The 26,872-nt window shown below is 70.3% G+C and carries 23 protein-coding genes; 14 read left to right on the top strand and 9 right to left on the bottom strand.

The genetic code is table 11. From position 1 onward, the window contains the following. Positions 1-39: 39 nt before the first annotated feature. The 7 genes from FLX08_RS18440 to trxA all read left to right on the top strand — a co-directional run bounded on the left by FLX08_RS18440 (position 40) and on the right by trxA (position 9,005). Positions 40-2,277, top strand: coding sequence for a DUF6049 family protein (locus tag FLX08_RS18440; protein ID WP_142620112.1), 2,238 nt, complete (start codon positions 40-42; stop codon positions 2,275-2,277). Between the two features lie 76 nt (positions 2,278-2,353). Then, positions 2,354-3,952, top strand: coding sequence for a murein biosynthesis integral membrane protein MurJ (gene murJ / locus FLX08_RS18435; RefSeq protein WP_142620111.1), 1,599 nt, complete (start codon positions 2,354-2,356; stop codon positions 3,950-3,952). Positions 3,953-4,368: 416 nt separating this feature from the next. Further along, positions 4,369-5,892 carry a protein kinase family protein gene (locus tag FLX08_RS18430; RefSeq protein ID WP_142620110.1) on the top strand — a complete coding sequence of 508 codons (1,524 nt, stop codon included), beginning with the start codon at positions 4,369-4,371 and terminating at the stop codon, positions 5,890-5,892. Positions 5,893-5,901: 9 nt separating this feature from the next. Continuing rightward, entirely contained in the window at positions 5,902-6,543 is a 642-nt protein-coding gene (sigM, locus tag FLX08_RS18425; RefSeq protein ID WP_142620109.1) for an RNA polymerase sigma factor SigM, read from the top strand. Beyond that, positions 6,533-7,522 carry an anti-sigma factor family protein gene (locus FLX08_RS18420; RefSeq protein ID WP_142620108.1) on the top strand — a complete coding sequence of 330 codons (990 nt, stop codon included), beginning with the start codon at positions 6,533-6,535 and terminating at the stop codon, positions 7,520-7,522. The genes sigM and FLX08_RS18420 overlap by 11 nt, the downstream gene beginning before the upstream one ends. 151 nt (positions 7,523-7,673) lie before the next feature. After that, positions 7,674-8,603 (top strand): thioredoxin-disulfide reductase, encoded by a 930-nt coding sequence (gene trxB / locus FLX08_RS18415; protein ID WP_142620107.1) that lies wholly within the window; start codon positions 7,674-7,676, stop codon positions 8,601-8,603. A 78-nt stretch (positions 8,604-8,681) separates the two neighbouring features. Then, positions 8,682-9,005, top strand: a complete 324-nt coding sequence (gene trxA, locus FLX08_RS18410) for a thioredoxin (protein ID WP_030508599.1) — start codon at positions 8,682-8,684, stop codon at positions 9,003-9,005. A gap of 242 nt (positions 9,006-9,247) precedes the next feature. Here the strand turns inward: trxA and FLX08_RS18405 are convergent, their stop codons facing one another. After that, entirely contained in the window at positions 9,248-9,799 is a 552-nt protein-coding gene (locus FLX08_RS18405; RefSeq protein WP_244312731.1) for a GNAT family N-acetyltransferase, read from the bottom strand. Positions 9,800-10,221: 422 nt separating this feature from the next. Between FLX08_RS18405 and FLX08_RS18400 the strand changes: the two genes are divergently transcribed. Beyond that, positions 10,222-11,454 carry an aminotransferase-like domain-containing protein gene (locus FLX08_RS18400; protein WP_142620105.1) on the top strand — a complete coding sequence of 411 codons (1,233 nt, stop codon included), beginning with the start codon at positions 10,222-10,224 and terminating at the stop codon, positions 11,452-11,454. A gap of 313 nt (positions 11,455-11,767) precedes the next feature. Then, positions 11,768-12,718, top strand: coding sequence for a D-alanine--D-alanine ligase family protein (locus tag FLX08_RS18395; RefSeq protein ID WP_142620104.1), 951 nt, complete (start codon positions 11,768-11,770; stop codon positions 12,716-12,718). A 1,588-nt stretch (positions 12,719-14,306) separates the two neighbouring features. On the opposite strand, the gene FLX08_RS18390 is transcribed toward FLX08_RS18395, so the two are convergent. The 8 genes from FLX08_RS18390 to rpmH form a co-directional block, all read right to left on the bottom strand. Beyond that, entirely contained in the window at positions 14,307-15,293 is a 987-nt protein-coding gene (locus FLX08_RS18390; RefSeq protein WP_142620103.1) for a ParB/RepB/Spo0J family partition protein, read from the bottom strand. Between the two features lie 454 nt (positions 15,294-15,747). After that, a complete protein-coding gene (locus tag FLX08_RS18385; protein WP_142620102.1) occupies positions 15,748-16,521 on the bottom strand; it encodes a ParA family protein in 774 nt (257 codons plus the stop codon). A 322-nt stretch (positions 16,522-16,843) separates the two neighbouring features. Then, positions 16,844-17,524, bottom strand: a complete 681-nt coding sequence (gene rsmG / locus FLX08_RS18380) for a 16S rRNA (guanine(527)-N(7))-methyltransferase RsmG (protein WP_142620101.1) — start codon at positions 17,522-17,524, stop codon at positions 16,844-16,846. 186 nt (positions 17,525-17,710) lie between these two features. Continuing rightward, the gene (locus FLX08_RS18375; protein WP_142620100.1) at positions 17,711-18,205 is read right to left on the bottom strand and encodes a Jag family protein; all 495 of its coding nucleotides are present in this window, start codon (positions 18,203-18,205) and stop codon (positions 17,711-17,713) included. 18 nt (positions 18,206-18,223) lie between these two features. Further along, on the bottom strand, positions 18,224-19,174 hold the full coding sequence (gene yidC / locus FLX08_RS18370; protein ID WP_142620099.1) for a membrane protein insertase YidC: 951 nt from the start codon (positions 19,172-19,174) through the stop codon (positions 18,224-18,226). A 4-nt stretch (positions 19,175-19,178) separates the two neighbouring features. Next, entirely contained in the window at positions 19,179-19,463 is a 285-nt protein-coding gene (yidD, locus tag FLX08_RS18365; protein WP_142620180.1) for a membrane protein insertion efficiency factor YidD, read from the bottom strand. A 29-nt stretch (positions 19,464-19,492) separates the two neighbouring features. Next, entirely contained in the window at positions 19,493-19,846 is a 354-nt protein-coding gene (gene rnpA / locus FLX08_RS18360) for a ribonuclease P protein component (protein WP_244312740.1), read from the bottom strand. A gap of 82 nt (positions 19,847-19,928) precedes the next feature. After that, the gene (gene rpmH / locus FLX08_RS18355; RefSeq protein ID WP_015772801.1) at positions 19,929-20,066 is read right to left on the bottom strand and encodes a 50S ribosomal protein L34; all 138 of its coding nucleotides are present in this window, start codon (positions 20,064-20,066) and stop codon (positions 19,929-19,931) included. Between the two features lie 435 nt (positions 20,067-20,501). Between rpmH and dnaA the strand changes: the two genes are divergently transcribed. The 5 genes from dnaA to FLX08_RS18330 all read left to right on the top strand — a co-directional run bounded on the left by dnaA (position 20,502) and on the right by FLX08_RS18330 (position 26,856). Then, a complete protein-coding gene (gene dnaA, locus FLX08_RS18350) occupies positions 20,502-22,154 on the top strand; it encodes a chromosomal replication initiator protein DnaA (protein WP_142620097.1) in 1,653 nt (550 codons plus the stop codon). A 524-nt stretch (positions 22,155-22,678) separates the two neighbouring features. Further along, positions 22,679-23,818: a DNA polymerase III subunit beta gene (dnaN, locus tag FLX08_RS18345; protein ID WP_142620096.1), complete on the top strand. Its 1,140-nt coding sequence runs from the start codon at positions 22,679-22,681 to the stop codon at positions 23,816-23,818. A 105-nt stretch (positions 23,819-23,923) separates the two neighbouring features. Next, positions 23,924-24,868, top strand: a complete 945-nt coding sequence (gene gnd, locus FLX08_RS18340) for a phosphogluconate dehydrogenase (NAD(+)-dependent, decarboxylating) (RefSeq protein ID WP_142620095.1) — start codon at positions 23,924-23,926, stop codon at positions 24,866-24,868. A gap of 277 nt (positions 24,869-25,145) precedes the next feature. Next, on the top strand, positions 25,146-26,333 hold the full coding sequence (recF, locus tag FLX08_RS18335) for a DNA replication/repair protein RecF (protein WP_142620094.1): 1,188 nt from the start codon (positions 25,146-25,148) through the stop codon (positions 26,331-26,333). Further along, positions 26,323-26,856, top strand: a complete 534-nt coding sequence (locus tag FLX08_RS18330) for a DciA family protein (RefSeq protein WP_341874336.1) — start codon at positions 26,323-26,325, stop codon at positions 26,854-26,856. The genes recF and FLX08_RS18330 overlap by 11 nt, the downstream gene beginning before the upstream one ends. Positions 26,857-26,872: the final 16 nt, after the last annotated feature.

Below are 26,872 nucleotides of genomic sequence, written 5' to 3'. Positions count from 1 at the left end.
CATTCTGGGCGTGCGCCGTACCTCACCGCCGGCCGGCACATGATCCGTAAGGCCGCGCTGCTGACATTGCTGACCGCCCTGCTCGCCTCCCCCGCGGGCATGGCCGGTACGGCTGTCGCGGCACCTCCTCCGGGTCGTGTCGTGACCGCGGCACCGGCCGATCCGCTTCAGGTCAGCGAGATCACGCCGGAGGTCGTGCGCGTCGCCACCGACCCCATCACGGTCGAGGGGACCGTCTCCGGCACGCCGGGATCGTTCGTCCGGGTCGCCGTCCGCTACTCCCGGGGCAGGCCGTTCGCCTCCCGGGCCGAGATGGCGGCCTACCTGTCGGAGCAGGGGTACGGCACCACCAACTGGAGCACCAGGATCCAGGCCACGGCGCTCGACCAGTCGGGAAAGCTTCCCTTCCGGTTCACCGTGACTCCCGCGGAGCTGGGCCTGCCCAGGCCCGGGGTCTATCCCTTCGAGATCGAGCTGACCGACGCGGGGACCGGCCAGCGGCTCGGGATCGAGCGGACCTTCCTGACGTACGCCCCCAAGGGCGAGCAGATCCCCACGATCAAGCTGGCCGTCGCCCTGCCGCTCGTCGACCGGCCCCACCGCGCCGACGACGCGACGTTCATGGACGACGATTTGCCGGCCTCGCTCACCTCGGGCCGCCTGGCGTCGCTGCTCCAGACGGCACAGGACACCGGCGACGAGGTGACCTGGTTCGTGGACCCCGCCCTGCTCGACGACGTCCGCGCCCTGTCCTCCGGCCCCAGGAACGTGCGCGGCACGCGCAAGGACGCCGATCAGGCCGCGGGCCAGTGGCTGAACGGCCTGCGCAGCGCGTTGACCGACAAGACCGTCATCTCCACGCCGTACGCCGATCCGGACATGGCCGCGCTGGTCCACCACGGCCTCGACAAGCAGGCCGCGGCGTCCGTCCAGCGCGGGGCGGCGCTCGCCGGCGAGCTGCTCGGCCGGGAGATCCGCGGCACCACCGCGTGGCCGCCCGGCGGCAAGATCGACCGCGACGCGGTGGACGAGCTGGCCATGTCGGGTGTGACGTCCGTGCTGCTGTCGGGAGACGCGCTGCCGCCGCGCCCCGAGGGCCAGGGCACGACGCAGACCGGACAGCCCGTCCCCCCGCCCGCGCAGCAGGCCACTCCCGACGGAGCCGCCCGGCTCGACACGATCGCCGACAACCCGCTGACCGCGCTGCTGGCCGACCCCACGCTCAGCGAGGTCCTCGGCGGGAACGTGTCGGCTCCCGGCGCCGCGATGCTCGCACGGCAGCGGTTCCTCGCCGAGACCGCGATGATCGCCTTCGAGCAGCCGGCCCAGCAGAACGGGCTGCCCGGGCAGACGGGCCAGACCGGGCAGGGCGGCACGGCGAAGGCGGCCACGCGCACGGTGATCGCGGCCCCGCAGTCGCATCTGTGGACGCCCGACCCGGCGTTCGTCTCCAGCCTCCTGCAGGCCGCATCCAGCGCCCCCTGGCTGCGCATGACCTCGCTCGACTCGATCAAGCCCGGCCGGGTCCAGGTGCCGCGCGCCGACCTGACGTACACCGAGCACGACCGCCAGACCGAGCTGAGCCGCTCCTACCTCGCGACCGTACGCAAGCTGGAGCGCAAGGCCGACGCCGTGGCCACCGTCACCGAAGAGCACACGGACGTCTTCCACACGGCCATACTCCGGCTGTCGTCGGCCTCCTGGCGGGGCGACGGCAAGCGGGCGCTGTCCTTCGCCGGGCAGGTGCAGAAGGCCATCGACGCGCGCATCGACGACGTGTCCGTGCTCGACACCCCGCGCGCGGTCGCGGGCAGCAACGGCCAGGTCCCCGTCAGCGTGGCCAACAACCTGGACAAGGACATCCAGATCAAGATCCGGGTCACCTCGGCCAGCAAGTCGCGGCTCGCGATCGACGCCCCCGGAGGGGTCTACATGACCCCCACGACCACGATCCTCGCGGGACGCAGCCAGCTCGTGAACGTGCCGGTGATCGTGCGCGACGAGGGCGGCGACGCGAGCATCTCGGTGCAGCTGCTGACCGACGGCGACGAGAAGTACGGCAACGCGGTGCGCGTCGTGGTGCGCGCGACCGGCTACACCGGCATCGCCCTCGTCATCGTGGGGGCGGCCGTGGTCATCATGCTGGCCGCCGTGGTGATGCGCGTCCTGCGCCGCAGGTCGCGCAAGGCGTTCCCGTTCGACGGTTCCGGCGGCGAGGACGGCCCGCCCGGCGACCGGCAGGGAGCCGTCCCGGCCGAACGCACCCAGTCGCCGTAGTCTTGGGTCGCCTTCCCGGGACCACTGGAGGAAGGCGGCCACCCCAAGTCAGGCCGCCGCGAACCGAAGGACAACCATGAGCAGGATGCTGCGGGCCAGCGCGATCATGGCGGCCGGGACGATGGTCTCGCGGCTCACCGGCTTCATCCGTACGGCGATGCTCGCCGCGGCCATCGGCACCCTCGCGCTCGGCGACGCGTACAACGCGGCCTACCAGATCCCCTACATCCTGCTCGACCTGCTGCTCCAGGGCGTGCTCAGCGCCGTGGTCGTGCCGGTGATCGTGCGGGCGCAGAAGCGGGACCCCGACGGGGGCCAGGCGTTCGAGCAGCGGCTGATGACGCTGGGCGTGGTGGTGCTGACGGCCGTCGCGGTGATCGGCGTGCTGCTGGCCCGGCCGATCATGGAGCTCTACACCGCCTCGAACTGGTCCGAGGACAAGGTCGCGGTGGCCACCACGCTGGCCAGATATCTGCTCCCGCAGATCGCGTTCTTCGGGATCGGCTCGCTGGCCGGGGCGATCCTGAACACCCGGGACCGGTTCGCCGCCCCCATGTGGGCGCCGGTGCTCAACAACATCGTGGTCATGGGAGTGCTGGCCGCCTATTACGTCATCGGCACGTCCGACATCGAGAAGGTGACCGAGCGCGACCTCACGCTGCTCGGTCTCGGCACCACCGCGGGCATCCTCGCCCAGGCGCTGGTGCTGATCGTCGCGCTGCACCGGGTCGGGTTCCGGTTCCGCCCCCGGTTCGGGGTGCGCAACACCGGTCTCGGCGAGGCGGCCAGGGCCGCCGCGTGGACGTTCGCCTTCGTCGGCGTCAACCAGATCGGGTTCTGGGTCACCACCAAGCTCGCCACCGGCGCAGGCGACCGCGCCCCGGGCGCCGGCAACAGCGCGTGGGCCTACGCGTTCCAGCTCTTCCAGCTCCCGTACGGGATCATCGCGGTGTCGGTCATCACGGCGATGCTGCCCCGGATGAGCAGGCTCGTGGCCGACGGCGACCTCACCACGGCCCGCGGGGAGTTCTCCTCCGGAGTGCGGCTGGTCTCCTCCGTCATCGTCCCGTCGGGCCTGCTGCTGATGGTGCTCGGCCCGGCGGTCACCACGCTGATCTTCTCGTGGGGCAACATGACGACGGGCAACGCGATCTACATCGGTCACGTGCTGCAGGTGTTCGGCGTCGCGCTCGTGCCGTTCTCGATCTTCCAGCTCCTGCTGCGGGTCTTCTACAGCTTCGGCGACACCCGCACCCCCGCGATCATGGCCGGGGTGAACGTGGTCGTCAACGCCTCGCTCAGCCTCGTGGCCTACTTCACGCTCCCCGACCGGTACATCGTCATCGGTCTGGCGTTCGCCTACCTGATCACGTACATCGTGCTCTGCGGCGTCGCGTGGGTGCTGGCGAGCCGGAAGATCGGCGGGCTCGGCGGCAGGGAGATCGTCGCCGGCCTGGGCCGGATGTACGCGGCGGCGATCCCGGCCGCCGCGCTGGCGCTGGCGGTCCTGTGGCTGGCCAGGGAGATCACCTCGATCACCCCCGTCAGCTCGGCCGTGGTGCTCGTGGTGGGCGGCGGCGCCGGGCTGCTGCTGTACATGTTCGCCGCGCACCGGCTGCGGGTTCCCGAGGTCCGCTCCATCATTGGACTTGTCGCAAGCCGGGTAGGACGGTAAGAGTCCTCAAGAACGACCGGCAACTGGAAGGTAACGCGAAAGTCCGATTCGGACGTCTTCGATCGGGAAGGCGGGCACAAGCGGCACGGCACTAGCATGGTGCGCCAGGGAGTGTTGAGACACACTCAGAGAACGTCCCGCAGAACTTGCCCTACCGATGGATTCGGCCGGGCGGGTGACCGCGAGGGCGGAGGAGGACCGGCGGCGGCGGCCGTACGGGCCTGTTCCGGCTCCGCGGATGCTCGTCTCCGGGGTCTCGCCGACCCGGCGGTGCTCCGCTCGGCGACCACGGCAGGCAGGAGGTTTTAGGGGCGCGATCTGGTGTTTCGGACCGGCGAGCGGAAGCGGGAAGGCGTGGGCGGAACCACCCGGCATCGGCTGATGCATGCCGATGAGCCGCGGAGCGGGGCGGCCGCATGAGCATGTCCACGGTCGAACCGGGGACCAAGCTGGCGGATCGGTTCCGCCTGGAGGACAGGGTCCACGAATCCGGCGGCGCGACCCTCTGGAAGGCGCTGGACGAGATCCTCGCCCGCCCGGTCGCGGTCCACACGTTCGCACCCGATTTTTCCCGAGTCGAGGAAGTCGTCACCGCCGCCCGCCTGGCGAGCCGCCTCACCGACCCCCGCCTCACCCAGGTCTTCGACGCGGCCGACGAGGACGGCACGGCGTACGTCGTGAGCGAGTGGGTCAGCGGCGAGTCGCTGCTCGACCTGCTGGAGAGCGGGCCCGTCGAGCCCGAGCGGGGCGCCGCCCTGGTCGCCGAGGCCGCCGAGGCCCTGGCGCACGCGCACGCGGCGGGGCTCACCCACCTGCACCTGACCCCCAGCCGCCTGGTCTGGACGAGCGGCGGCACGGTCAAGCTCCTCGGCCTCGCCGTCGACGCCGCGATCCTCGACCTGAGCAGCGAGGACCCCGCCAAGGACGACGCCGAAGGGCTGGGCCGCCTGCTCTACGCGGCGCTGACCGGCCACTGGCCCGGCGACTCCGACTGCGGGCTGCCCCCCGCTCCCCTGGACGACGGCAAGATCTGCACACCACGGCAGGTCACCGCAGGAGTCCCCGGCTACCTCGACGCCATCACCTGCCGCGCGCTGCTGCAGGAGCCGCGGCGCGGGCAGCCGCCGCTGGCCACCCCGGCCGACGTCGCCGAGGCGCTCGCCGAGGTGCCCCGCCCCGCGCCGGCGCCGGTCACCACCGCGCCGCCCGCGTTGAACCTGCACACCGAGGCGCCGGACGGGCTGGGCAGGTCGGCCATGCCGCCCCGCGTGCCGTCTCATCTGGCACATCAGATGTCGATGGTCCCGCCGCCACCGCCGCCGCGTCCGCAGACCGGCGCCGCGAGCAAGGTCCTGCTGACCGTCATCGTCCTGCTCGTGATGGCGGCCGTCGGCGTGGGCGCCTGGACCGTGGGCAAGAACCTCGGCAACACCCCGCGCGACGTGGCCCAGTCGGGCACCGCGCAGTCCCCCTCCCCCTCGCGGAAGCCGGTCACCGTCAAGCCGGTGAGCGCGGCGGGGTTCGACCCCCTGGGCACCGACCGCGCCGAGAAGCCGGAGCTCGCCCCGCTCGCCGTCGACGGCAAGCCGTCCACCGACTGGCACACCGACAGCTACAGCACCACCGACCTGGGGCGCCTCAAGGACGGCGTCGGGCTCATCCTCGACATGGGCAAGCCGATCCCCATCGCCGACGTGGTCGTCTCCCTGGGCAACGCCGGCGGATCGACCGTGCAGCTCAAGGTGGGCGACGCGGCGGATCTGTCCTCTCTCAAAACCGTGGCGGAGAAGAAGGGCGCATCGGGTTCGGTGACGCTCACCCCGGAAAAGGCCACGACGGGTCAGTACGTTTTGATCTGGTTCACTCGGCTTCCCCCCTACAACGGGCAGTATCGTGGCACTATCTACGAAGTAACGGTGCATTCCCCAGGATCGGCATAGCAGGGACTTGTGAATTCCCCACCAGACAATCCCCCGACGGCTGAGCACGCGCGACGCGCGACGTCCGATGCCGATCTGCTGGCCCGCCACCTCGGCGGCGACCCTCACGCGTTCAGCGAGATCGTCAAGCGGCATCGCGACCGGATGTGGGCGGTCGCCCTGCGCACGCTCGGGGATCCCGACGAGGCCGCCGACGCGGTCCAGGACGCGTTCGTCTCGGCCTACCGGAAGGCGGACAGCTTCCGCGGCGAGGCGGCGGTCACGACGTGGCTCCACCGCATCGTGGTCAACGCCTGCCTCGACCGCATGCGCCGCAAGTCCGTGCGGCCGGTCGCCGACGACGAGCTCATCGAGGCCGCGGAGCGCGAGGCCCCCGCGACCGACCAGGCCGGCGAGCGCGAGGTCTCCCTGGAGGTCACGGCGGCGCTCAAGCTGCTGCCGCCCGACCAGAGGGCGGCTCTCGTGCTGGTCGACATGATGGGGTACGCGGTGGACGACGCGGCGGCGGTGCTGGGCGTCCCGCCGGGCACCGTGAAGAGCCGCTGCGCAAGGGGACGCGCCAAACTCGCACCGATTCTTTCGCATCTGCGGAACCGATCCGACCTCACTCGCGTCTCATCCGGGAAGGGAGCAGAACTTCGTGACGGGTGACACGCACTACGACCTGGAGGTTCTCGCCGAACTGGCGGAGGGTCTCCTCGACGACACGACGGCCCGGCGGGTCCGCGAGCATCTCGCGGTCTGCGACCCCTGCGGGGAGAGCCTTGCCGACCTGGCCGCGGTCCGGGAGGTCCTGGCGGCGATGCCGGTGCCGGCGATGCCTCTGGGCGTCGCCAGGCGTATCGACCGGGCGCTGGCCGCCGAGGCTCCGGACTGGGACCGCGTCCTGCGGGACGCCCCTTGGGACAGCGCTCCACAGGAGCCGGCCCCGTGGGAAAACGCCCCATGGGACGACGTTCCGTGGGAGACGGTCGAGCCTCCGGTCGCCGCTTCGGTGGAAACCACCTCGCAGACCACCTCGGAAATCGCCGCGGACACACGCACGGAGCCGGAGCGCGAGCCCGCGCCGGTGGTTCCGCTGGGTGTCGTCGCCGACGACGGGACGATCGTGCCGGCCGGGCGCCGATCCGGACCGCGTACGGCGGGCCGCAAGGCGTCCAGGCGGCGCACGTGGGCGTTGCCGGCCGCGGTCGCCGCGGCGGCGGCCGTCGTGATCGGGAGCGGTGGTCTCGCCACCGGCCTGCTCTCGTTCGGCGACTCGCCGTCCCGGCAGGTGGTGAGCCAGGGCGCGCCCGGCCAGAGCCCGGACAACGTCCAGGCGCTGACCTACTCGACGTACGCCAGCGGCCACAACTACACCAGCCGGGAGCTGCGCGGGCCGCTGCTGGGTTACTTCGGCGTGGCGCCCGGCTCGGGCACCAACGACGACGAGGACCTCGACACCTGCGTCAAGCGGTTCTCGACCGAGCTCGACCGCACACCGATCGGCGTCGACAAGGCCCTCTACAACGGCAACGAGGCCACGGTGATGGCGTTCTGGGAGGACAAGAGCAGCAACGCCGTACGAGTGGTCGTCGTGGACTCGCGGTGCCACAAGCTGCGGCCCGAGGTCCTGGCCTCCTGGAAGTGACCGCGCGGCGCGAGCCGTACCATCGGCAGTGACGAAGCCCCCCGCGACCTCCGGGGGGCTTCGCCGTATCGGGGATCCCCCCGGGAATGACCGGGGCCTAGGATCTGTTGAGGGCACTGCATGTCCACCGGGAGCGAAGAAGGCGGGTCCGTTGAGCGACGTTCGTAACGTGATCATCATCGGGTCGGGTCCGGCCGGTTATACGGCGGCCGTCTACACCGCGCGCGCGGACCTCAAGCCTCTCGTCTTCGAGGGGTCGGTCACCGCCGGCGGCGCGTTGATGAACACCACCGATGTGGAGAACTTCCCCGGGTTCCCCGACGGCATCATGGGCCCGGACCTCATGGACAACTTCCGCAAGCAGGCCGAGCGCTTCGGCGCCGAGCTGGTGGCCGACGACGTGGTCGAGGTGGACCTCACGGCGAACCCCAAGGTCGTCAAGACCCACACCGACACCTACTACGCCAAGTCCGTGATCCTGGCCATGGGGTCGGGCTATCGCGAGCTCGGGCTGGAGAACGAGAAGCGGCTGTCGGGGCGGGGCGTGTCGTGGTGTGCCACCTGTGACGGGTTCTTCTTCCGCGACCAGGAGATCGCGGTCGTCGGCGGCGGCGACACGGCGATGGAGGAGGCGATCTTCCTGACCCGGTTCGGCAAGTCGGTGACGGTGATCCACCGCCGCGACTCGCTGCGCGCCAGCAAGATCATGCAGGACCGGGCGTTCGCGAACGAGAAGATCCGCTTCATCTGGAACAGCGAGGTCGTCGACGTGCTCGGCGAGGATCGGATCTCCGGTGTGCGGATACGCAACGTCAAGACCGGCGAGGAGACCGAACTGCCGGTCGGCGGCCTGTTCATCGCGATCGGCCACGAGCCGCGCACCGACCTGGTCAGGGGCCAGATCGACCTTGACGAGCAGGGGTACATCAAGGTCGAGACGCCGTCGACGCGCACGAACATCGACGGGGTGTTCGCGGCCGGAGACGTCGTCGACCACACCTATCGTCAGGCCATCACGGCCGCCGGGACCGGATGTGCGGCGGCGCTGGACGCCGAGCGCTGGCTGACGGTGAACGCCTGAGTCCCGACGTCGGGAATGCGGGGACTGTCCCCGCGGTTGTCTGCACCGCCACACCACTCATGCAAGGGGAGAGATACCGTGGGCGCGATCAAGAGCGTGACGGACGCGAGCTTCGAGGCCGAGGTCCTCAAGAGCGACAAGCCGGTTCTGGTCGACTTCTGGGCCGAGTGGTGCGGTCCGTGCCGTCAGGTCGGGCCGATCCTCGAGGAGATCGCCGCCGAGAACGCCGACAAGCTGACCATCGTCAAGCTGAACATCGACGAGAACCCGGTCACGCCCCGTGACTACGGTGTGCTCCAGATTCCGACGATGAACGTCTACAAGGGCGGAGAGGTCGTCAAGCAGATCATCGGCGCCAAGCCGAAGGCCATGCTGCTGCGCGAGCTCGACGGCGTCATCTGACGGCCGATACCCGCCGGCATCATCCGAAGAGCCCCCCGCACGCGTGCCGGGGGGCTCTCGCGTTTCCCGGGTCCCGTACGCGGGACCGCCGAGCCGGTGGGGTTTTCTTGCCGGTGGGGTTTCTGGGCCGGTGGGGTTGCTGGGCCAGTGGGGTTTCTGGGCCGGAACGAGACCGGTGAGCCAGCGCTAGACCGGTGGGCCAGGGACAGACGGGGTGGGCCGGGCGAGACCTGTGGTGCCCCTCAGACGGGCCGCAGGGCCCGCTCCGGGGACATCGACCCCAGCAGGCGCTCCAGCGCCACCTCGACGTCCTCACGCCACGACACGGCCGTCTTGAGCTCCAGCCGGAGGCGGGGGAAGCGCAGATGCGGGCGCACGGTCTTGAACCCGACCGACAGCAGATAGTCCGCGGGCAGCACGCAGCCGCCCGGCTTCTCCCACTTCAGGTCGCCGAACGCCTCGATCGCCCGTACGCCGCGGCGGGTCAGGTCCTTGGCGACGCCCTGCACGAGCATCCGGCCCAGCCCGCCGCCGGTGAACTCCTGCACGATGTGCGCGGTCATCAACAGCACCGCGTCCGAGCTGACCGGAGAGGTCGGAAACGCCACCGAACGCGGGACGTACAACGGCGGGGCGTAGAGCACGAACCCGGCCGCCACCCCGTCCACGTAGGCGATCTTCCCGCAGCTTCCCCATTCGAGGAGGGTCGCGGAGATCCACGCCTCCTTCTCCAGGGCCGGGTCGCCCGCCTCCACGGCGCGCTCGCCGCCGACCGGGTCAAGCTCCCAGAACACGCACCGCCGGCACCGTCGCGGCAGGTCATCGAGATTGTCCAGCGTGACATTGACCAGCCGACGCGACACGTGATGCCCCAATCCCCGTCAGGAGTCCTGCCAGAAAAGCGCGCGAATACGGCGTCTCCAGCTCGCATCGTAACTCAGGGGAAGGGCCGGGAGCGGGCGCGCCACAACAGCCGCCGACGACCATTAAAGGGGTTGGGCCGGCCGAAACCAGTGGTGCGGGAATGCAAGAAAAGGGGCCCTTGATGGTCAATACCCTGTTGTGATCGGAGTGGCGCGTTACCGTACCCTGGATTTCTCGGCTACGTGATCGGAGGTGGACCGTGGCACAAGAGCTTGATCACGGTCGGACGAACGCGACTCAAGGGTCGCGCATTGACGCCTACGTCGACAGGTACGCCGCCCGCGCTGCCGGGATGGTCGCCTCCGAGATCCGAGCTCTCTTCGCCGTCGCGTCGAGGCCCGAGGTGGTCTCGCTCGCCGGCGGCATGCCGTACGTGAACGCGCTCCCCCTCGATCTCGTCAGCGAGCTCGTCGCCGACCTGGTCGCCTCGCGCGGCTCCGTGGCTCTGCAGTACGGCTCCGGGCAGGGCGACCCCGCCCTGCGCGAGCAGATCTGCGAGGTCATGCGCATGGAGGGCATCGAGGCGAACGCCGACGACGTGGTCGTCACGGTGGGCTCACAGCAGGCGCTCGACCTGATCACCCGGATCTTCATCGACCCCGGCGACGTCGTGCTCGCCGAGGGACCCTCGTACGTTGGCGCGCTCGGGACGTTCAGCGCCTACCAGGCCAAGGTCGTGCACATCGCGATGGACGACCAGGGCCTCATCCCCGAGGCCCTCGCGCAGACCATCTACGCGCTCCAGGCGGCCGGCAACCGGATCAAGTTCCTCTACACGATCCCCAACTTCCAGAACCCGGCCGGCGTCACCCTCAACGAGGTGCGCCGCCGCCAGGTGCTGGAGATCTGCCGCCGCGCCGGCGTCCTCGTGGTGGAGGACAACCCTTACGGCCTGCTCGGGTTCGACGGGGAACCGATGCGGGCGCTGCGGGCCGACGACCCCGAGGGCGTGGTCTACCTCGGCTCGTTCTCCAAGACCCTCGCCCCCGGCTTCCGCGTTGGCTGGGCCCTCGCCCCGCACGCCGTACGCGACAAACTGGTCCTGGCCATGGAGTCGGCGGTGCTGTCGCACTCGTCCTTCACCCAGCTCGCCGTCGGGCAGTATCTCGCCACCCAGCCGTGGCGGGAGCAGATCAAGTCGTTCCGCGAGCTTTACCGTGAGCGGCGCGACGCGCTCCTCGGCGCGCTCGACGTGCTCATGCCGCCCGGTTGCACGTGGACCCGCCCCGCCGGCGGGTTCTTCGTCTGGATGACCCTCCCCGAGGGGCTCAACTCCAAGGCGATCCTCCCTCGCGCGGTCGCCGAGCGGGTCGCGTTCGTGCCCGGCACCGGCTTCTACTCCGACGGCGGCGGCTCGCGGAACATGCGCCTGTCGTTCTGCTATCCGGAGCCCGAGCGCATCAAGGAGGGCGTGCGCCGCCTGGCCGGCGTGATCGAGCAGGAGCTACGGCTGCGGGACACGTTCGGCACGGGCTCCACACCGGGGCACTCTGGCGTCGACACTCCCGGCCCGGATCTCGCCTGAACACGGTACGGCCGCTGCCCCAACGTGACGGAGGAGCCGCCCATGGCACCGCTCATGGGCGGCTCTGGCACAAGTACGACCTCGTCTGAGACCTGACGCGACGACGCGGCGGCGCGGGCGGGGCACTAGCCTGTTCAGGCTGGCCGTACTGACTTGTCGAGGCGAGAAAGGCCCTCTTCGTGAGCGAGCGAACGATGACCCAAGGATCGCCCCCCGCGCGTCCGTGGAGGGGGACGCGACTCGGGCCAGGCGAGACGAATCACCGCTGGACCGCGATCGGCGCCGTGGTGGAGCGCATGGGCGGTGAGGCGTGATGAGCGATCTGGGCCACGTGCTCATCCTGGCGGGAGGGCTCTCCTACGAGCGTGAGGTCTCCATCCGCTCGGGACGCCGCGTCGCGGAGGTGCTGCGGGCCGCCGGCGTGGACGTGGAGACCCGCGACGCCGACGCCACCCTCGTGCCCGGCGTGCTGGCGGACCCCCCGGACGCGGTCTTCGTCACCCTGCACGGCGGCGCCGGCGAGGACGGCGCTATCCGCTCGGTGCTGGAACTGCTCGACGTGCCCTACGTCGGTGCCACGCCGGACGCCTGCCGGGTCGCGTTCGACAAGCCCACGGCGAAGGCGGTCGTCCGCTCCTGGGGGCTGAACACGCCCGACTCGGTCGCGCTGCCCAAGGAGACGTTCCACGATCTCGGCGCCACGGCCGTGCTCGCCCGCATCATCGACCGGCTCGGCCTGCCGCTCTTCGTCAAGCCCTCGCGCGGCGGGTCCGCGCTGGGCGCCTCCATGGTGCGCACGGCGGAAGAGTTGCCCGCCGCGATGGTCGGGTGCTTCGCCTACGGCGACACCGCACTCATCGAGCGGTACGTCCAGGGTGTGGAGGTCGCGGTCTCCGTGGTGGATCTCGGCGACGGGCCGGTCGCGCTTCCGCCGGTGGAGATCGTGCCCGACCGAGGCGTCTACGACTACGCCGCCCGATACACGGCCGGGCAGACCGAGTTCTTCGCGCCGGCTCGGCTCTCCCGCGAGGCCACCGAGGCGTGTGCCGGCATGGCGGTCGCCGCCCACACCGCGCTCGGCCTGCGCGACATCTCCCGCACCGACCTCATCGTCGACGCCGACGGCAAGCCGTACTTCCTCGAAGTGAACGTGGCACCCGGCATGACGGAGACCTCCCTGCTGCCCATGGCCGCGGAGGCTGCGGGCCGCGATCTCGGCACGTTGTGCAAGGGACTCCTGGAGCTCGCCGCCGCCCGCGGCTGACTCGCCTCCGTTTCACGTGAAACACTCCTCCTCCAGGCCAGTCCTAGAGGGGGAGTTGGTGTGCATTGGGGTGGGTGAGGACAGCCGCGGCGCGCGCCCAAGCCAGACCGACCCCGTGACCGACCTCACGACCACGAAGCACACTAGCTTGCCCCGACCAAAAAACCCTCACAGACCCCAGCCGCGCCGCCCTACGCGGACAACCCCGCGACCACAAGGCTCACCCAGCCCCCCGGCTAAGAACCGCGCGGAGCCCACCGGCCACACGCTCGCGCGGCCCATGCGCGGGAACTCTAGGGACGGGTTGGCCTGGCTTGGGGTCGTGAGAACGGTCGTGAGAATGGTCGCGGGATCGGTTGCGTGGGGGCGCGTAGCCGAGGGAGTCAGTGTGATGCTTGGCCGGGTTCCGGTCACTGCGCCGGAAGGAACCTCCGGTCCTCCCGAAGTCCGCTCCGCTCCACCCACGAAAATCCCTCGCAAGCTCCGAATTTCCGCGGGGCCCGGGCCTGGGCCTTCGCTGCGGTCCTCACTCCCTTCCGCTCCGCTCCCTCGTCCGGACGGTGGTTGAGGCACGAACGCCAGGGGATGGCCCGACGAGGCTGACGCGCCTATCAGCCGCCTGGTCCGGCTTCCCCATCGACGCATCGGAGCATGACACGGAAGACAGCGTCTCCAGGGGCGCCCCACGCACCCTCCCCCATCGCGACCCGGCACCCCGGCGGCACTCCGTCCTGCCGCCGCCAGCCGGGAGGCATGTCTGCCTCTTGCGCTGGGGGCACCCCGAACATAACGTCGGCCTCGGTGGTGTAGGAGTCGCCGGCGGAGGAGCCCTCCCAGGCCGCCGGGGATCCGAGGCGATCACGGTCATCGTCGGGTCCGCGTCGGGTCCGCGTCGGGGGCGATCCGGGGGGGACCACACCGAGCGGCCCCAGTCGTGGTCGTGAGAGGGGGCCGAGCGCCGTGGCGGTCTGGTCCATGAGCACCTGGTGGAGACCTCGCTTCAGGAGGCGATCGCCTCTGCTCCCAGGCATCGGGTGCCGATCTACCCCGTCGACGCCGCCGGGGCGGCTCGAATGGACGTCTGCAAGTGCGCCCGTTCGCGAGCAGAGGGAGCGGAGTGGGCTCCGCGGGCACCGGAGGGCTCCTTCCGGCGCAGTGACCGACCCGGCCGAGGCTCCTGGACACCGCATTAGACGGCTCCGATCAAGGCGTGGCTGGCCGCCGGAAACCACGGCGCAGCCAAGCGGTCGGCCTCCTGTGGCCAACCAACCCATGTGAGCGCCGGGGACACCCGGTCGGGCAGCCGGGAGGACCGCAACGGGGCGTGGTCAGGCATTGGTAAAGGCGACGAGGGCTCGCAGGGACGCCGGTGAGCGAACGGGCTGCGAGCCTGCTCGCAACGGAGGGGGCGACACACGACCCCAGGCTCAACTTGCGGGGCACTGGGCGCGATGTTTCACGTGAAACCTGCGGCAGGGGCGCCTGTACTGCGCCCGGGCCGGGACGCCGCGAGGGCGGCAGCCACCCGGATGCCGCCCTCGCCGCCCCCGACCACGGGGGCGCGGTTTTCCTGCCGCAGGCTCTGCGGTCACTCCGCCGTGATGCCCCTGCTGCGCATCGCGTGGGCGGCATCCGGCGCCATCGTGTCGATGATGCGCTCCAGGTCGTCGATCGTGGAGAACTCGACCACGATGCGACCCTTCCGGCTGCCGAGATCGACCTTCACCTTCGTCTCGAAGTGGTCCGAGAGGCGATCCGCCAGATCGCGTAGCGCGGGGGCGGTCGGCTTCTTCGCCCGGGGCTTGCGCGGCGCCGGCCCGGCGGTCGCCTCGCCCAGAGCCACGATCTCCTCGACGGTCCGGACCGACAGGCCCTCGGCCACAATCCGGATCGCCAGCCGCTCCTGGGCGGCGGGGTCGTTCAGCGCCAGAAGCGCCCGCGCATGCCCGGCACTGATAACCCCTGCTGCCACCCGGCGCTGCACCTCGGGAGGAAGGTTCAGCAATCGCAGGGTGTTGCTGATGTGCGAGCGCGACCGTCCGACCTTCTTGGCCAGCACCTCGTGCGTGGCTCCGAAGTCGTCCAGCAGCTGCTGATAGGCCGCCGCCTCCTCCAGGGCGTTCAACTGCTCCCGCTGGAGGTTCTCGATCAGCGCCTCACGGAGCATTTCGTCGTCCTGCGTGCTCCGGACGATCGCGGGGATGCGGTCAAGCCCGGCGAGCTGCGAGGCGCGCCACCGCCGCTCCCCCATGATGAGCTCGAAACGGCCGTCCTCCACGGCGCGGACGACGACCGGCTGCAGCAGGCCGACCTCCTTGATGGACGCCGCGAGCTCGCCGAGCCGGTCCTCGTCGAACACCTCCCGCGGCTGCCGTGGGTTCGGGGAGATGGAGTCGACCTCGATCTCCTGGAAGTAGGCGCCCTCCACCGGACGCAGGCCCGTCGCCGGCGTGCCCGGCGCGGTCGACTGCAGGCCGAGAGGGGGAGCGCTCGCCGTGGACGCCGGATCGACGATCGGTCCCGTGGGGATCAGTGCCCCAAGACCCTTGCCCAGTCCCCGACGCTGCTGGCTCACCGCTGCTCCTTCACGCCCGCACCCGCACAGAAGCCAATGCCCAGCGACTCGGAGTCACTGGGCACCGGCACGCACACACCAGGAGAGAGTACCGCTGCGAAGCCCCGCCATGAGTCGACGCGCGTCCAGCTGTGGACAGCCCGCCCCATACGTCGGCACGTGTGCCGGTGTGAGCGTCTCGAAGCCCATGACGCTCGGATCCATGAACGTCCGGAGGCCATCAGATGCCGAAATCTTGCCTGTCACAGCCGGCACGTGCGGCAGCTGCGGCCGCCCAGGGTCGTCACGGCTCAGAAGTGGGGGCCTTTCTGAACTTCCACGACCCCGGAATCGCCCCCGCCCCGGTGCTGCCCCGGCGCATCGGCTGCGCCGGGGCCAGGAACGCCTTGCCGGCACGTGCTCGTCCGCACGCGATCTCTCCCGCCGTCCGGACGGTGCCGCCTACGCCACGCCGTCAGGCCCCGGTGAGGGCCGCGGCGCGGTAGGCGATCTCGCGAGCGGCGCCCATGTAGGCCAGTGCCCCGCTCGAACCCGGGTCGTACGTCATGACCGACTGGCCGTAGCTGGGCGCTTCGGAGACGCGGACGCTCCTGGGGATGACGGCGTCGAGCACGGTGTCTCCGAAGTGGGAGCGCACCTCCTCGGCCACCTGGGAAGCGAGGCGGGTGCGCCCGTCGTACATCGTGAGCAGGATAGTCGAGACCGACAGCGTCTGGTTGAGGTGCGCGCGCACCAGTTCCACGTTCTGCAGAAGCTGCGTGAGCCCCTCCAGGGCGTAGTACTCGCACTGGATGGGGATCAGCACCTCCTGCGCCGCCGCCATGGCGTTCACGGTCAGCAGGCCCAGCGACGGCGGGCAGTCGATGAGGATGTAGTCGAACTCCATCGAGTCGAACGAGGCGAGCGCCCGCCGCAGACGGGTCTCCCGGCCGACCATCGGAACCAGCTCGATCTCCGCGCCCGCAAGGTCGAGGGTCGCCGGAGCACAGTAGAGGTTGGGCATGTCGGGGACCGGCTTCACGATCTGCGACAGCTGCATGTCGTCCACGAGCACCTGGTACACCGACGGCATCCCCGACCGGTGTTCTGTCGCCAACGCCGTGGACGCGTTGCCCTGCGGGTCGAGGTCGACCACGAGAACGCGCTGATCGTGCATGGACAGCGCTGCCGCGAGGTTGACGGCCGTGGTGGTCTTGCCCACGCCGCCCTTCTGGTTGGCCACCGTCATCACGCGACACCGGGAAGGCCGGGGCCAGGACCCCTCGTCGCGCGTCGAGTAACCGACGGAAGGCGCAGCCGCCTGCGGGGGCGTGGCGGCTGTTTCACGTGAAACCACAGAACTCAGTGCCTCTCGTACCAGCGGCGAATCGCCAGGGTTAAGGGGGGTCTGGGACACGGTCGTCGTCCTTTCGACCGGCGAGACAGGGGGACGAGGCCAGCCCACCCCGGAGGACCGGCCTGCTGTCGCGATCTCCCAGCGTAGGGGGAGCCGAGTCTCCGGCCAACCCAGGCCCGCTGTCACACCGCCTGATCCGGCGTCCGCCACCGGCTCACCTCTTTCGTCGCCTCCGCGTGTCCGTTCGCGGAGACCGTCCGGCGACGACGCGAACGAGGGTCGCGGGCGGCTCGACCCTACCGCGCCCCACTGTGACCAACTCGACGTGCCTCACGCCGAACGAATCCAATCGAGGGCGGGCGGCGTCCAGCTCTTCCTGGGCCCTCTCCCCCTTCATCGCGAGCAACTCCCCGCCCTCGTGCAGCAGCGGCATCGACCACGACAGCAGACGGTCGAGCGGCGCGACCGCCCGCGCCGTCGCCACGTCGAAAACGCGCTTGCCGGCGAGTTCCTCGGCCCGCCCGCGCAGCACCTCCACGTTGTCGAGCTTGAGCGCCTCGACGCACTCCGACAGGAACACGGTGCGGCGCAGCAGCGGCTCCAGCAGCGTCACCGTCACGTCGGGCCGGACGATCGCGAGCACGAGGCCGGGGAGGCCGGCGCCCGAGCCGATGTCGATCAGAGTCGAGTCCGGCGGGACCGCCTCCTCCACGACCGCACAGTTCAACAGGTGCCGGTCCCAGATGCGGGGCACCTCGCGCGGCCCCAGCAGTCCCCGCACCACGCCCGGCCCGGCGAGCAACTCGGCGAACAGCCGAGCCCGCTCCAACGCCTCGCCGGTGAAAATCTCCCGGGCCACCGGGGGCGCCTCGGGCAGCTCGTTGCTCTCCGTCATCACTCACTCATCCAGGAACGCTCTTGGCCAAGGGTAACCGTCCTTCCCTCTCGGCGACGGCCGACGGTGCGGACCCGGCCAGAGCGGGAGGGCGAGGAAGGGACGTACAGGACGGAAAAGCCGCCGGTCCCGGATGTCGGGACCGGCGGCTTCCCCGCGTCGAAACTGTCGGAACTGTGAAGGCGATCAGGCGGGCAGGACCACCACGAAGCGGCGGGGCTCCTCGCCCTCGGACTCGCTGCGCAGGCCGGCCGCGGCGACCGCGTCGTGAACGATCTTGCGCTCGAACGGCGTCATCGGCTTGAGCGCCTTCGGCTCGCCGGTGCGCTTGACGTCGTCGGCGGCCGCGGCGCCCACCTTGGTGAGCTCGGCGCGGCGCCGCTCCCGATAGCCACCCACGTCGAGCATGAGCCGGGAACGCTCGCCCGTCTGGCGGTGCACGGCCAGGCGCGTCAGCTCCTGCAGCGCCTCCAGCACCTCGCCGCCGGGTCCCACGAGCTCCTCGCCCTTGACGCCGACGATCGAGACCACGGCACGGTCTCCCTCGACGTCCATGTCGATGTCGCCGTCCAGGTCGGCGATGTCGAGCAGGCCCTCCAGATAGTCCGCCGCGATCTCGCCCTCCTGTTCAAGGGCTTCGATGTCGGGAGCAGGCTTGAGGGTCTCCTCAGCTTCGGTCACGTCCGGACTCTCCTTCTCCTACGACTTCTTGCTGCCGGTGCGCTTGCTGCGGGGCTGGCGCGTCGGCTGCTGACGGACGATCTTGGGGGCGGGTTCCGGCTCAGGCTGCGCCGGCGCTTTGGGCTTCCCCACCAGCTTGGTGAAGATGCCGTTCGTCGGCTCGGGAGTGGTGATGTTGCCCTTCTCGTCCACGACCGGCATCGGGTGACGGCTGTAGAACCAGTGCTGCTGGCCGAGTGTCCACAGGTTGGTGGTCACCCAGTAAAGGATCAGACCGAGCTGGAAGTTCAGGCTGAAGATGGCGAACAGCGGCGAGATGTACATCAGGATCTTCTGCTGCTGCGCCATGGGGTTGTCCGGCATCTGCGCCATCGAGCGCTTCACGCTCTGCCGGACGGTGAGGAACGTGGTGCACGAGCTGACGGCCACGAAGCAGGCGAGGACGATCTTCGTCGTCACCGGATCGGCACCGAGACTCCGGATGACCTCGGCGCTGTCGAAGAACTTCGCCGCCAGCGGCGCGCCGAGGATGTGCGCGGAACGCGCGCTGTTCACCAGCTCCTTGGTCATGCCGAAAACGGCCCGGTCCTCGGCGATGGCCCGCAGCACGGTGAACATCGAGATGAAGATCGGGAACTGCGCGACGATCGGGAGGCAGCCCCCGAGCGGGTTGGCGCCCGCCTCCTGGTACAGCCGCATGACCTCCTGGTTCATGCGCTGCTTGTCGTTCTTGTACTTCTTGCGCAGCTCCTGGACCTTGGGCGCCAGCTCCTGCATCTTGCGCGACGAGCGCATCTGCTTCATGAAGAGCGGGAAGATCAGCAGACGCATCAGCACGGTCAGCGTGATGATGGTCAGCGCCCAGTTGAGACCGCTGCTGGAGGGGATGAAAGTGCTGTAGCCGGCGTGGATCTGGGTGATCACCCAGGCCACCGCCGTATACAGCCAATTCAGGAATGGCAGCTCCACCGAGCTAGCTCCCTTGCGTTTCGTCGTGAGACCGGACTCGGCGTGGGGGCACCGGGTCGAAACCTCCAGGATGGAACGGGTGACACCGTCCGATACGCCTGACGGTCAGCCATACCCCGCGCGCCGCTCCATGAACGGCGACGGCTTCCAGGCCGTAGGCGCTACAGGACGGTTCGAACCGGCACCTCGGCCCCAGCATCGGGCTGATGAAGGCACGGTAGAACCGGATGATCGCGAGCAGCACGCGGGCGACCGGCCCGGTCGCGGGCCGGTCGGCCTCCCCGGCCATCAGGGCCGGGGTCGGTTGCTGCGCTGTCATTACCGTCCATCCGTCGGGGTCCGGGAATCGGACCCGCGCCGCCGGAGTAAACGACTCAGCGCGACGTCGAGTTCGGCGGCCAGGTGCTCGCTGCGCGCGGACGCGGCCGGTGGATTGGCGCGTACCACCAGAAGGCTACCTCTCGGCAGCAGTGGCAGGCGGCTCCGCACAAGGTGTCTCAACCTGCGCCTGACCTGGTTCCGCACCACGGCGCCACCGACTGCCTTGCTCACGACGAAGCCGACCAGCGGTGGCTCGTCGGCGTCACGCAGGTTCAGGTGTGCGACCAGGGTCGGACACCCGGCGCGCCGCCCACGGCGAATCGCGTCGGCGAACTCATCACCCCGCCGCATGCGGGACGCGGACGGCAGCACCGGGCCTTCCTCGACGTATGGCCGCCCGCTCCGCTCGGCACGGGCGGGCGGCGTCTGATCGTCAGACCGTCAGCTCGGCGCGGCCCTTGCGGCGGCGCGCGGCCAGGATGGCGCGGCCGGCCCGGGTGCGCATGCGCAGCCGGAAGCCGTGGGTCTTCGCGCGGCGACGGTTGTTCGGCTGGTAAGTACGCTTGCTCACGGGTGGGCTCCATGCTTCGGGTACGTCCGCGGCGTTCCGCGGGCGCGGTACATTCCAAGGTCACGGCTCGTCAGATGCGCGGGCATGCGAAAAAGCCGTCGCGTGATTAGCCGACCGGGACACGTTACGGGCCCACCGTACGTCAGGTCAAACCGGCACACGTGACGGCAAGCGAGTACGGCGAGCGACCATGGGCCGTTAGGCTGTGGACAACGCCTTGAACGCAGGTTGCGCACACCGCTACCGTCGGCCGTCCGGCCCTTCCCCCCATCAGCGTGAATATGCCCGGGGAGGATGCACGGGCTGTGCACATCATGTGGATCATATGTGGATGGCAGCCGGACGAGGACCGGTGCGGCGAGGCGCACAGGACTGAGAAACGACACGGATCGCGGCGGGCGAGCGGGGCCGCGTAACGAGAGGAGGGGCCGAGCCATGGAAGGCGTCGATCTCAACGCTGTATGGGCTCGGGCGCTCAGGACCCTGCTCGACGAGGGCGTCTCGGGGCAGCAGCGCGCGTTCCTCCAGATGACGCAGCCCTCCGGCCTCATCAACGACACGATTCTCCTGGCGGCCCCCAACGACTTCGCCAAGGAGGTCATCGAGGTACGGCTGCGCCCGCTGATCGTGCACGCGTTGTCGCAGGAACTCGGCCGGCCTGTGCGGATCGCCGTGATGGTGGATCCCGGCGCCGGTCTGCCCGCCGCCTCGGACCCCGCCGCGGCGTCGCCGGCAGATCATCGTCCACAGACGCCGTCCACAGATTATCCACAGCCCCGTCCGCAGGCTCCCCGCTTTCCCTTAGCGGAGGACGGCCCGATCCGCCGCGAGGCCGAGCCGCACGGGCCGCATTATCCACAGGGCCAGCAGTATCCACAGCCTCCGCAGCACATGTCCCCGACGGACCACGCGCAGCGGCCAGGCGGCTACTCCCCCGAGCCGCCCGCCGCGCCCAAGCCCGAGCCGATGCCGGGCCCGGTGGCCGGTTCCGCGTCCGGCGGCCCCGGGCAGAACCGCTGGGACGCCCGCAGCGGCCGCACCTCCGGTGAGCCGGCCCGGCTGAACGCCAAGTACACCTTCGAGACGTTCGTCATCGGCGCCAGCAACCGTTTCGCGCATGCCGCCGCCGTCGCGGTCGCCGAGGCCCCCGCCAAGGCGTACAACCCGCTGTTCATCTACGGCGACTCGGGGCTGGGGAAGACCCACCTGCTGCACGCGATCGGTCACTACGCGCAGAGCCTGTACGACGGCGCCCGGGTGCGCTATGTGAGCTCCGAGGAGTTCACCAACGACTTCATCAACTCCATCCGCGACCACAAGGCCGACGGGTTCCGCTCCCGTTTCCGGGCTGTGGACATCCTCCTTGTCGACGACATCCAGTTCCTGGAGGGCAAGGAGCAGACGCAGGAGGAGTTCTTCCACACCTTCAACACCCTCCACAACGCCAGCAAGCAGATCGTCATCTCCAGCGACCGGGCGCCGAAGCAGCTCGTGACGCTGGAGGACCGGCTGCGCAACCGGTTCGAGTGGGGGCTGATCACCGACGTCCAGCCGCCCGAGCTGGAGACGCGCATCGCGATCCTGCGCAAGAAGGCGATCCAGGAGGGCCTGGCCGCGCCGCCCGACGTGCTGGAGTACATCGCCAGCCGCATCGCGACCAACATCCGCGAGCTCGAGGGCGCGCTCATCCGGGTCACCGCGTTCGCCAGCCTCAACCGGCAGTCTGTGGACATACAGCTCGCCGAGATCGTCCTCAAGGACCTCATCAGTGAGGACGCGAGCCCGGAGATCACCATCTCCCTCATCATGTCCACAACCGCCGAATACTTCGGTGTGTCCCTCGACGACCTGTGTGGAAGCTCACGCTCGCGTGCCCTGGTCACCGCCCGGCAGATCGCCATGTATCTGGCCCGCGAGCTGACCGACCTGTCCCTGCCCAAGATCGGCCAGCAGTTCGGCGGGCGCGACCACACGACCGTGATGCACGCGGAGCGTAAGATCCGGTCGCTCATGGCGGAGCGGCGCTCGATGTACAACCAGGTCAACGAGCTGACGACACGGATCAAGCAGCGGGCACGCAACGCTTAGTACACAGCTGTGGATAACTCTGTGGATCAAAAACGCCGCCCTCGACGGCGGCTCCGTCGCGTTACCCCTACCCTCTCCGGCCCTCCAACACGCCGTCCCCACTTGGGGACAACTTTGGGGAGAACCTGGGGATGGTTTGGGGAATACCCGTGGACGAGCTGGGGACGCCCTGTGCGTACCCGTCACACACAACTCAGGCGTCCCTTTTACCCCGTGGACAACCGGTGGAAACCTCGTGGATTACTCGTGGACAGAGGGGCCTCCGTCTGGGGAACAGGTGTGGGGACAGCGCGGCCACCCACAGTCCACAGGGGGTCCGTCCACGTTTCCCCCACACCGGCAGTGGATGAATCAGCTCCGCTGAGCTGCGAAAATGCTCGACATCCACATATCCACACTGCCTAATGAGACGACTTGTATCTCTCTCCCTAAGAACTCAAGAACCATAGAAGGGGTTCTGGAGGCGCACAGGTGCGGGAGAGTGAAGACTTGACGAAGCAGCGACACCCAGGAGGCTGATCCACGTGATGTTCCGGATCGATCGCGACGTGCTCGCCGAGGCCGTGGCGTGGACGGCACGGAGCCTTCCGGCCCGTCCCTCGGTGCCGGTGCTCGCCGGCATGCGGCTGGAAGTGACCGACGACCAGCGGCTGAAGCTCTCCGGCTTCGACTACGAGGTCTCCGCCGAGGTGACCCTCGAAGTGCAGACCGGGGAGCCGGGCGTGGTGCTCGTCTCCGGCAAGCTCCTCGCCGAGATCACCCGCGCGCTCCCCGCACAGCCGGTCGAACTGGTCGTGGACGGCGCCAAGGCCGTCGTCACCTGTGGCAGCGCCCGGTTCACACTTCTCACCATGCCTGTGGAGGACTATCCCTCCCTGCCGGCCATGCCGCCCGCCGCCGGACGGGTCGGCAGCGACGTGTTCGCCTCCGCCGTCGGCCAGGTGGCCGTCGCCGCGGGCAAGGACGACACCCTCCCGATGCTCACCGGCGTGCGCATGGAGATCGAGGGCGACACCGTGACCCTCGCCGCCACCGACCGTTACCGCCTCGCCGTACGCGAGCTGAAGTGGCAGCCCGAGCAGCCGGACTTCCAGGCCGTGGCGATGATCCCCGGCCGTACGCTGGCGGACACGGCCAAGGCGCTGGGCGGCACCGGCGCGGAGGTCGAGATCGCGCTGAGCTCGGCCGGCGGCACCGGCGAGGGCATGATCGGGTTCTCCAGCTCCGGACGGCGGACGACGACCCGGCTGCTCGACCCCGAGTTCCCCAAATATCGCTCGCTGCTGCCCACCGAGTTCTCCGCCCGCGCGGATCTGTCCACAGCCTCGTTCGTGGAGGCCGTCAAGCGCGTCGCGCTCGTCGCCGAGCGCAACACCCCCGTACGGCTGGCCTTCCGCGGCGGAGAGGTCGTCCTGGAGGCCGGCAGCGGCGACGAGGCGCAGGCCGTGGAGGCGCTGCCGGTCGATTTCGACGGCGACGAGATCAACATCGCGTTCAACCACCAGTTCCTGCTGGAGGGCCTGGGGGCGATCGACTCCGACGTCGCGCGACTGCAGTTCACCACGCCGACCAAGCCCGCCATCCTCACCGGGGGCAAGCCTGTGGACGACGGGGGGAGCGAGGACTACCGCTACCTCATCATGCCCATCCGCCTGTCCAGCTGACGCGGCCCGGACACCCCGGGCGTACGATCTCCTGCGGGCATGGACCCCCTGTGCATGGGTACGCGTGCCTCCGTGGACGACGCAGACGTTTGAGGGGTGGCTCAGATGCAGATCGGCATGATCGGGCTCGGCAAGATGGGCGGGAACATGGCCGAGCGGCTGCGGCGTGGCGGCCACGACGTCGTCGGCTATGACCGCGATCCCTCCATCAGCGACGTGAGCAGCCTGAAGGAGCTCGTCGAGAGGCTTCAGGCGCCGCGCGCGGTCTGGGTCATGGTCCCCGCGGGGGCGCCAACGCGGAGCACGGTCGAGCAGCTGCGCGAGCTGCTGTCGGCCGGCGACATCGTCATCGACGGCGGCAACTCGCACTATCTGGACGACCAGCGGCACGCGAAGGACCTCGGCACCCGCGGCATCGGTTTCGTCGACGTGGGCGTCAGCGGCGGCGTCTGGGGCCTGGAGTACGGCTACGCCCTGATGACCGGCGGCGAGGAGGAGCACGTCCGCCGGCTCATGCCGATCTTCGAGACGCTCAAGCCGGAGGGCGAGGACGGCTTCGTCCACGCGGGCGGCGTGGGCGCGGGCCACTTCGCGAAGATGGTCCACAACGGCATCGAGTACGGCATGATGCAGGCCTTCGCCGAGGGCTGGGAGCTGCTGGAGGCCAGCGACGTCGTCACCAACGTCCCCGAGACGTTCAAGAGCTGGCGGAGCGGCACGGTGATCCGCTCGTGGCTGCTCGACCTGCTGGTGCGGGCGCTGGAGGAGGACCCCGACCTCTCCGAGCTGAAGGGCTACGCGGAGGACTCCGGCGAGGGCCGGTGGACGGTCCAGGCGGCCGTGGACCACGCGGTGCCCCTGCCGGCCATCACGGCCGCGCTGTACGCGCGTTTCGCCTCGCGCCAGGCCGACTCCCCGGCGATGAAGATGGTCGCGGCGCTGCGCAACCAGTTCGGCGGGCACGCGGTCGCCTCCGCCGAGGGCCAGACCGGCAAGGGCGCCGACGCCCCCGGCGCCGACGTCACCCCGCCGGTCGAGGCAGAGGGCTGAGGCAGAGGGCTGACGCGCCTCGGCGTCGTCCACACGCTGTGGACGCCGGGGCCTCGCCCGGGTGACGCCGCCGGACTCGTCCGCACGTAGGGCGATATGTAGGGCGAACGGGCCTCCCGCCGAGCCTGATCGCCGGCGGACGGCTCCGCGGGCACCGATCGTCCACAGGTTGTGGACGAACCATCCCGCACCGGCCCGTCTCTCCACAGCGCGCCGTTTCTCCACAGGACAACGCGGCCGGGACGCGAAGGCCGGGCACCGGCACTAGCCTGGCGGGGTGCACGTGGCGAGCCTGTCCCTCACCGACTTCCGGTCATATCCGGAGGTCGAACTCGTGCTGGAACCGGGGGCCACGGCGTTCGTCGGGCCGAACGGGCAGGGCAAGACCAACCTGGTCGAGGCGCTCGGCTACGTCGCGACCCATTCCAGCCACCGCGTGGCCACCGACGCGCCGCTCGTACGGCACGGCGCGCAGCGGGCGATCGTGCGCGCGGCGGTGGTCAGGGACGACCGCCGGGCGCTGGTCGAGATCGAGATCAACCCGGGCCGGGCCAATCGCGCCAGGGTGAACCGCTCCCCCGTCCCCCGGCCGCGCGACGCCCTCGGACTGCTGCGGACCGTGCTGTTCGCCCCGGAGGACCTCGCGCTGGTCAAGGGCGACCCGTCCGAGCGCCGCCGGTTCATGGACGACCTGCTCGTCGCTCGCGTCCCCAGGTTCGCGGGCGTGCGCGCCGACTACGAGCGGGTGCTCAAGCAGCGCAACGCGCTCCTGCGTACGGCCGCGGCGACGCGGGCCGGACGGCGGCGCGGCGGCCGCAGGCAGGAGGACGACGCGGCCTTCGCCGCCGCCGGCGCGGGAGACGTCCTGAGCACGCTCGAGGTCTGGGACTCCCACTTGGTGCGCCACGGCGCGGAGCTGCTGGCGGCGCGGCTGCACCTGGTGGACACGCTGCGTCCGCTCGCGGCGAAGGCGTACGCCACTCTCGCCCCGTCGTCCGGACTCGCCGATCTCGAATACCGGCCGTCGGGGTTATCCACAGATATCCCCACCCTGGGGACAAACCGGGAACTACTGGCCGAGCACCTGCGGGCGGGCCTCGCGGAGGCCCGTCAGGCGGAGCTCGAACGCGGCGTGACCCTCGTCGGCCCGCACCGCGACGACCTGCTGCTGCGGCTGGGCGAGCTGCCGGCCCGGGGTTACGCGAGCCACGGCGAGTCGTGGTCGTTCGCCCTCGCGTTGCGCCTCGCCGCCTACGACCTGCTGCGGGCCGACGGCGGCGACCCCGTGCTGATCCTGGACGACGTCTTCGCGGAGCTGGACGGTCAGCGGCGCAGGCGGCTCACCGAGATCGTCGCCCCGGCCGAGCAGGTGCTCATCACGGCGGCGGTGCCGGACGACGTGCCGCCCGAGCTGGCCGGCGCCCGGTTCGACGTGATGGAAGGGAGCGTGACCCGTGTCCGATGAGATATCCACAGGCGGTGGACAGTCCCCGCAGGGCTCGGCCGCGCGGGGCGCCTCGCTGGCGCGGGAGAAACTGGCCCAGGCGAAGGCCGACGCGCTGAAGCGGGGCCAGCTCCCCCGCAGCGAGCCGCGCCGCCGTTCCGGGTCGGGCGGCGCGCGGCGTGACTCCGGCGACCCGCTGCCGTTCGGCCGGGCGATCCGCGACCTGCTCGCCGCCCGGGGATGGGAACAGCCGGTCGCGGTGGGCGGGGTGTTCGGCCGCTGGACGGAGATCGTCGGCCCCGACCTGGCCGCCCACACCAGGCCGGAGAGCTTCGAGGACGGTGAGGTGGTGGTCGCCGCCGACTCGACCGCCTGGGCGACCCAGGTCAGGCTCCTCGCGTCCACGCTGGTCAAGCGGCTTAACGAGGAGCTCGGCGACGGCACCGTGACCCGGGTCAAGGTGCACGGCCCCGGCGTGGGCCACCGCCCGGAGGGCGGCCTGCGCGTACGCGGAAGTCGCGGGCCGGGCGACACGTACGGCTGACGACACGGCGGCGCGC

This window comes from Microbispora hainanensis (assembly GCF_006874475.1).
Lineage (GTDB): Bacteria > Actinomycetota > Actinomycetes > Streptosporangiales > Streptosporangiaceae > Microbispora > Microbispora hainanensis.
The sequence above is the reverse complement of the archived record's forward strand: the minus strand, read 5'-3'. Positions and strand labels throughout refer to the sequence as shown.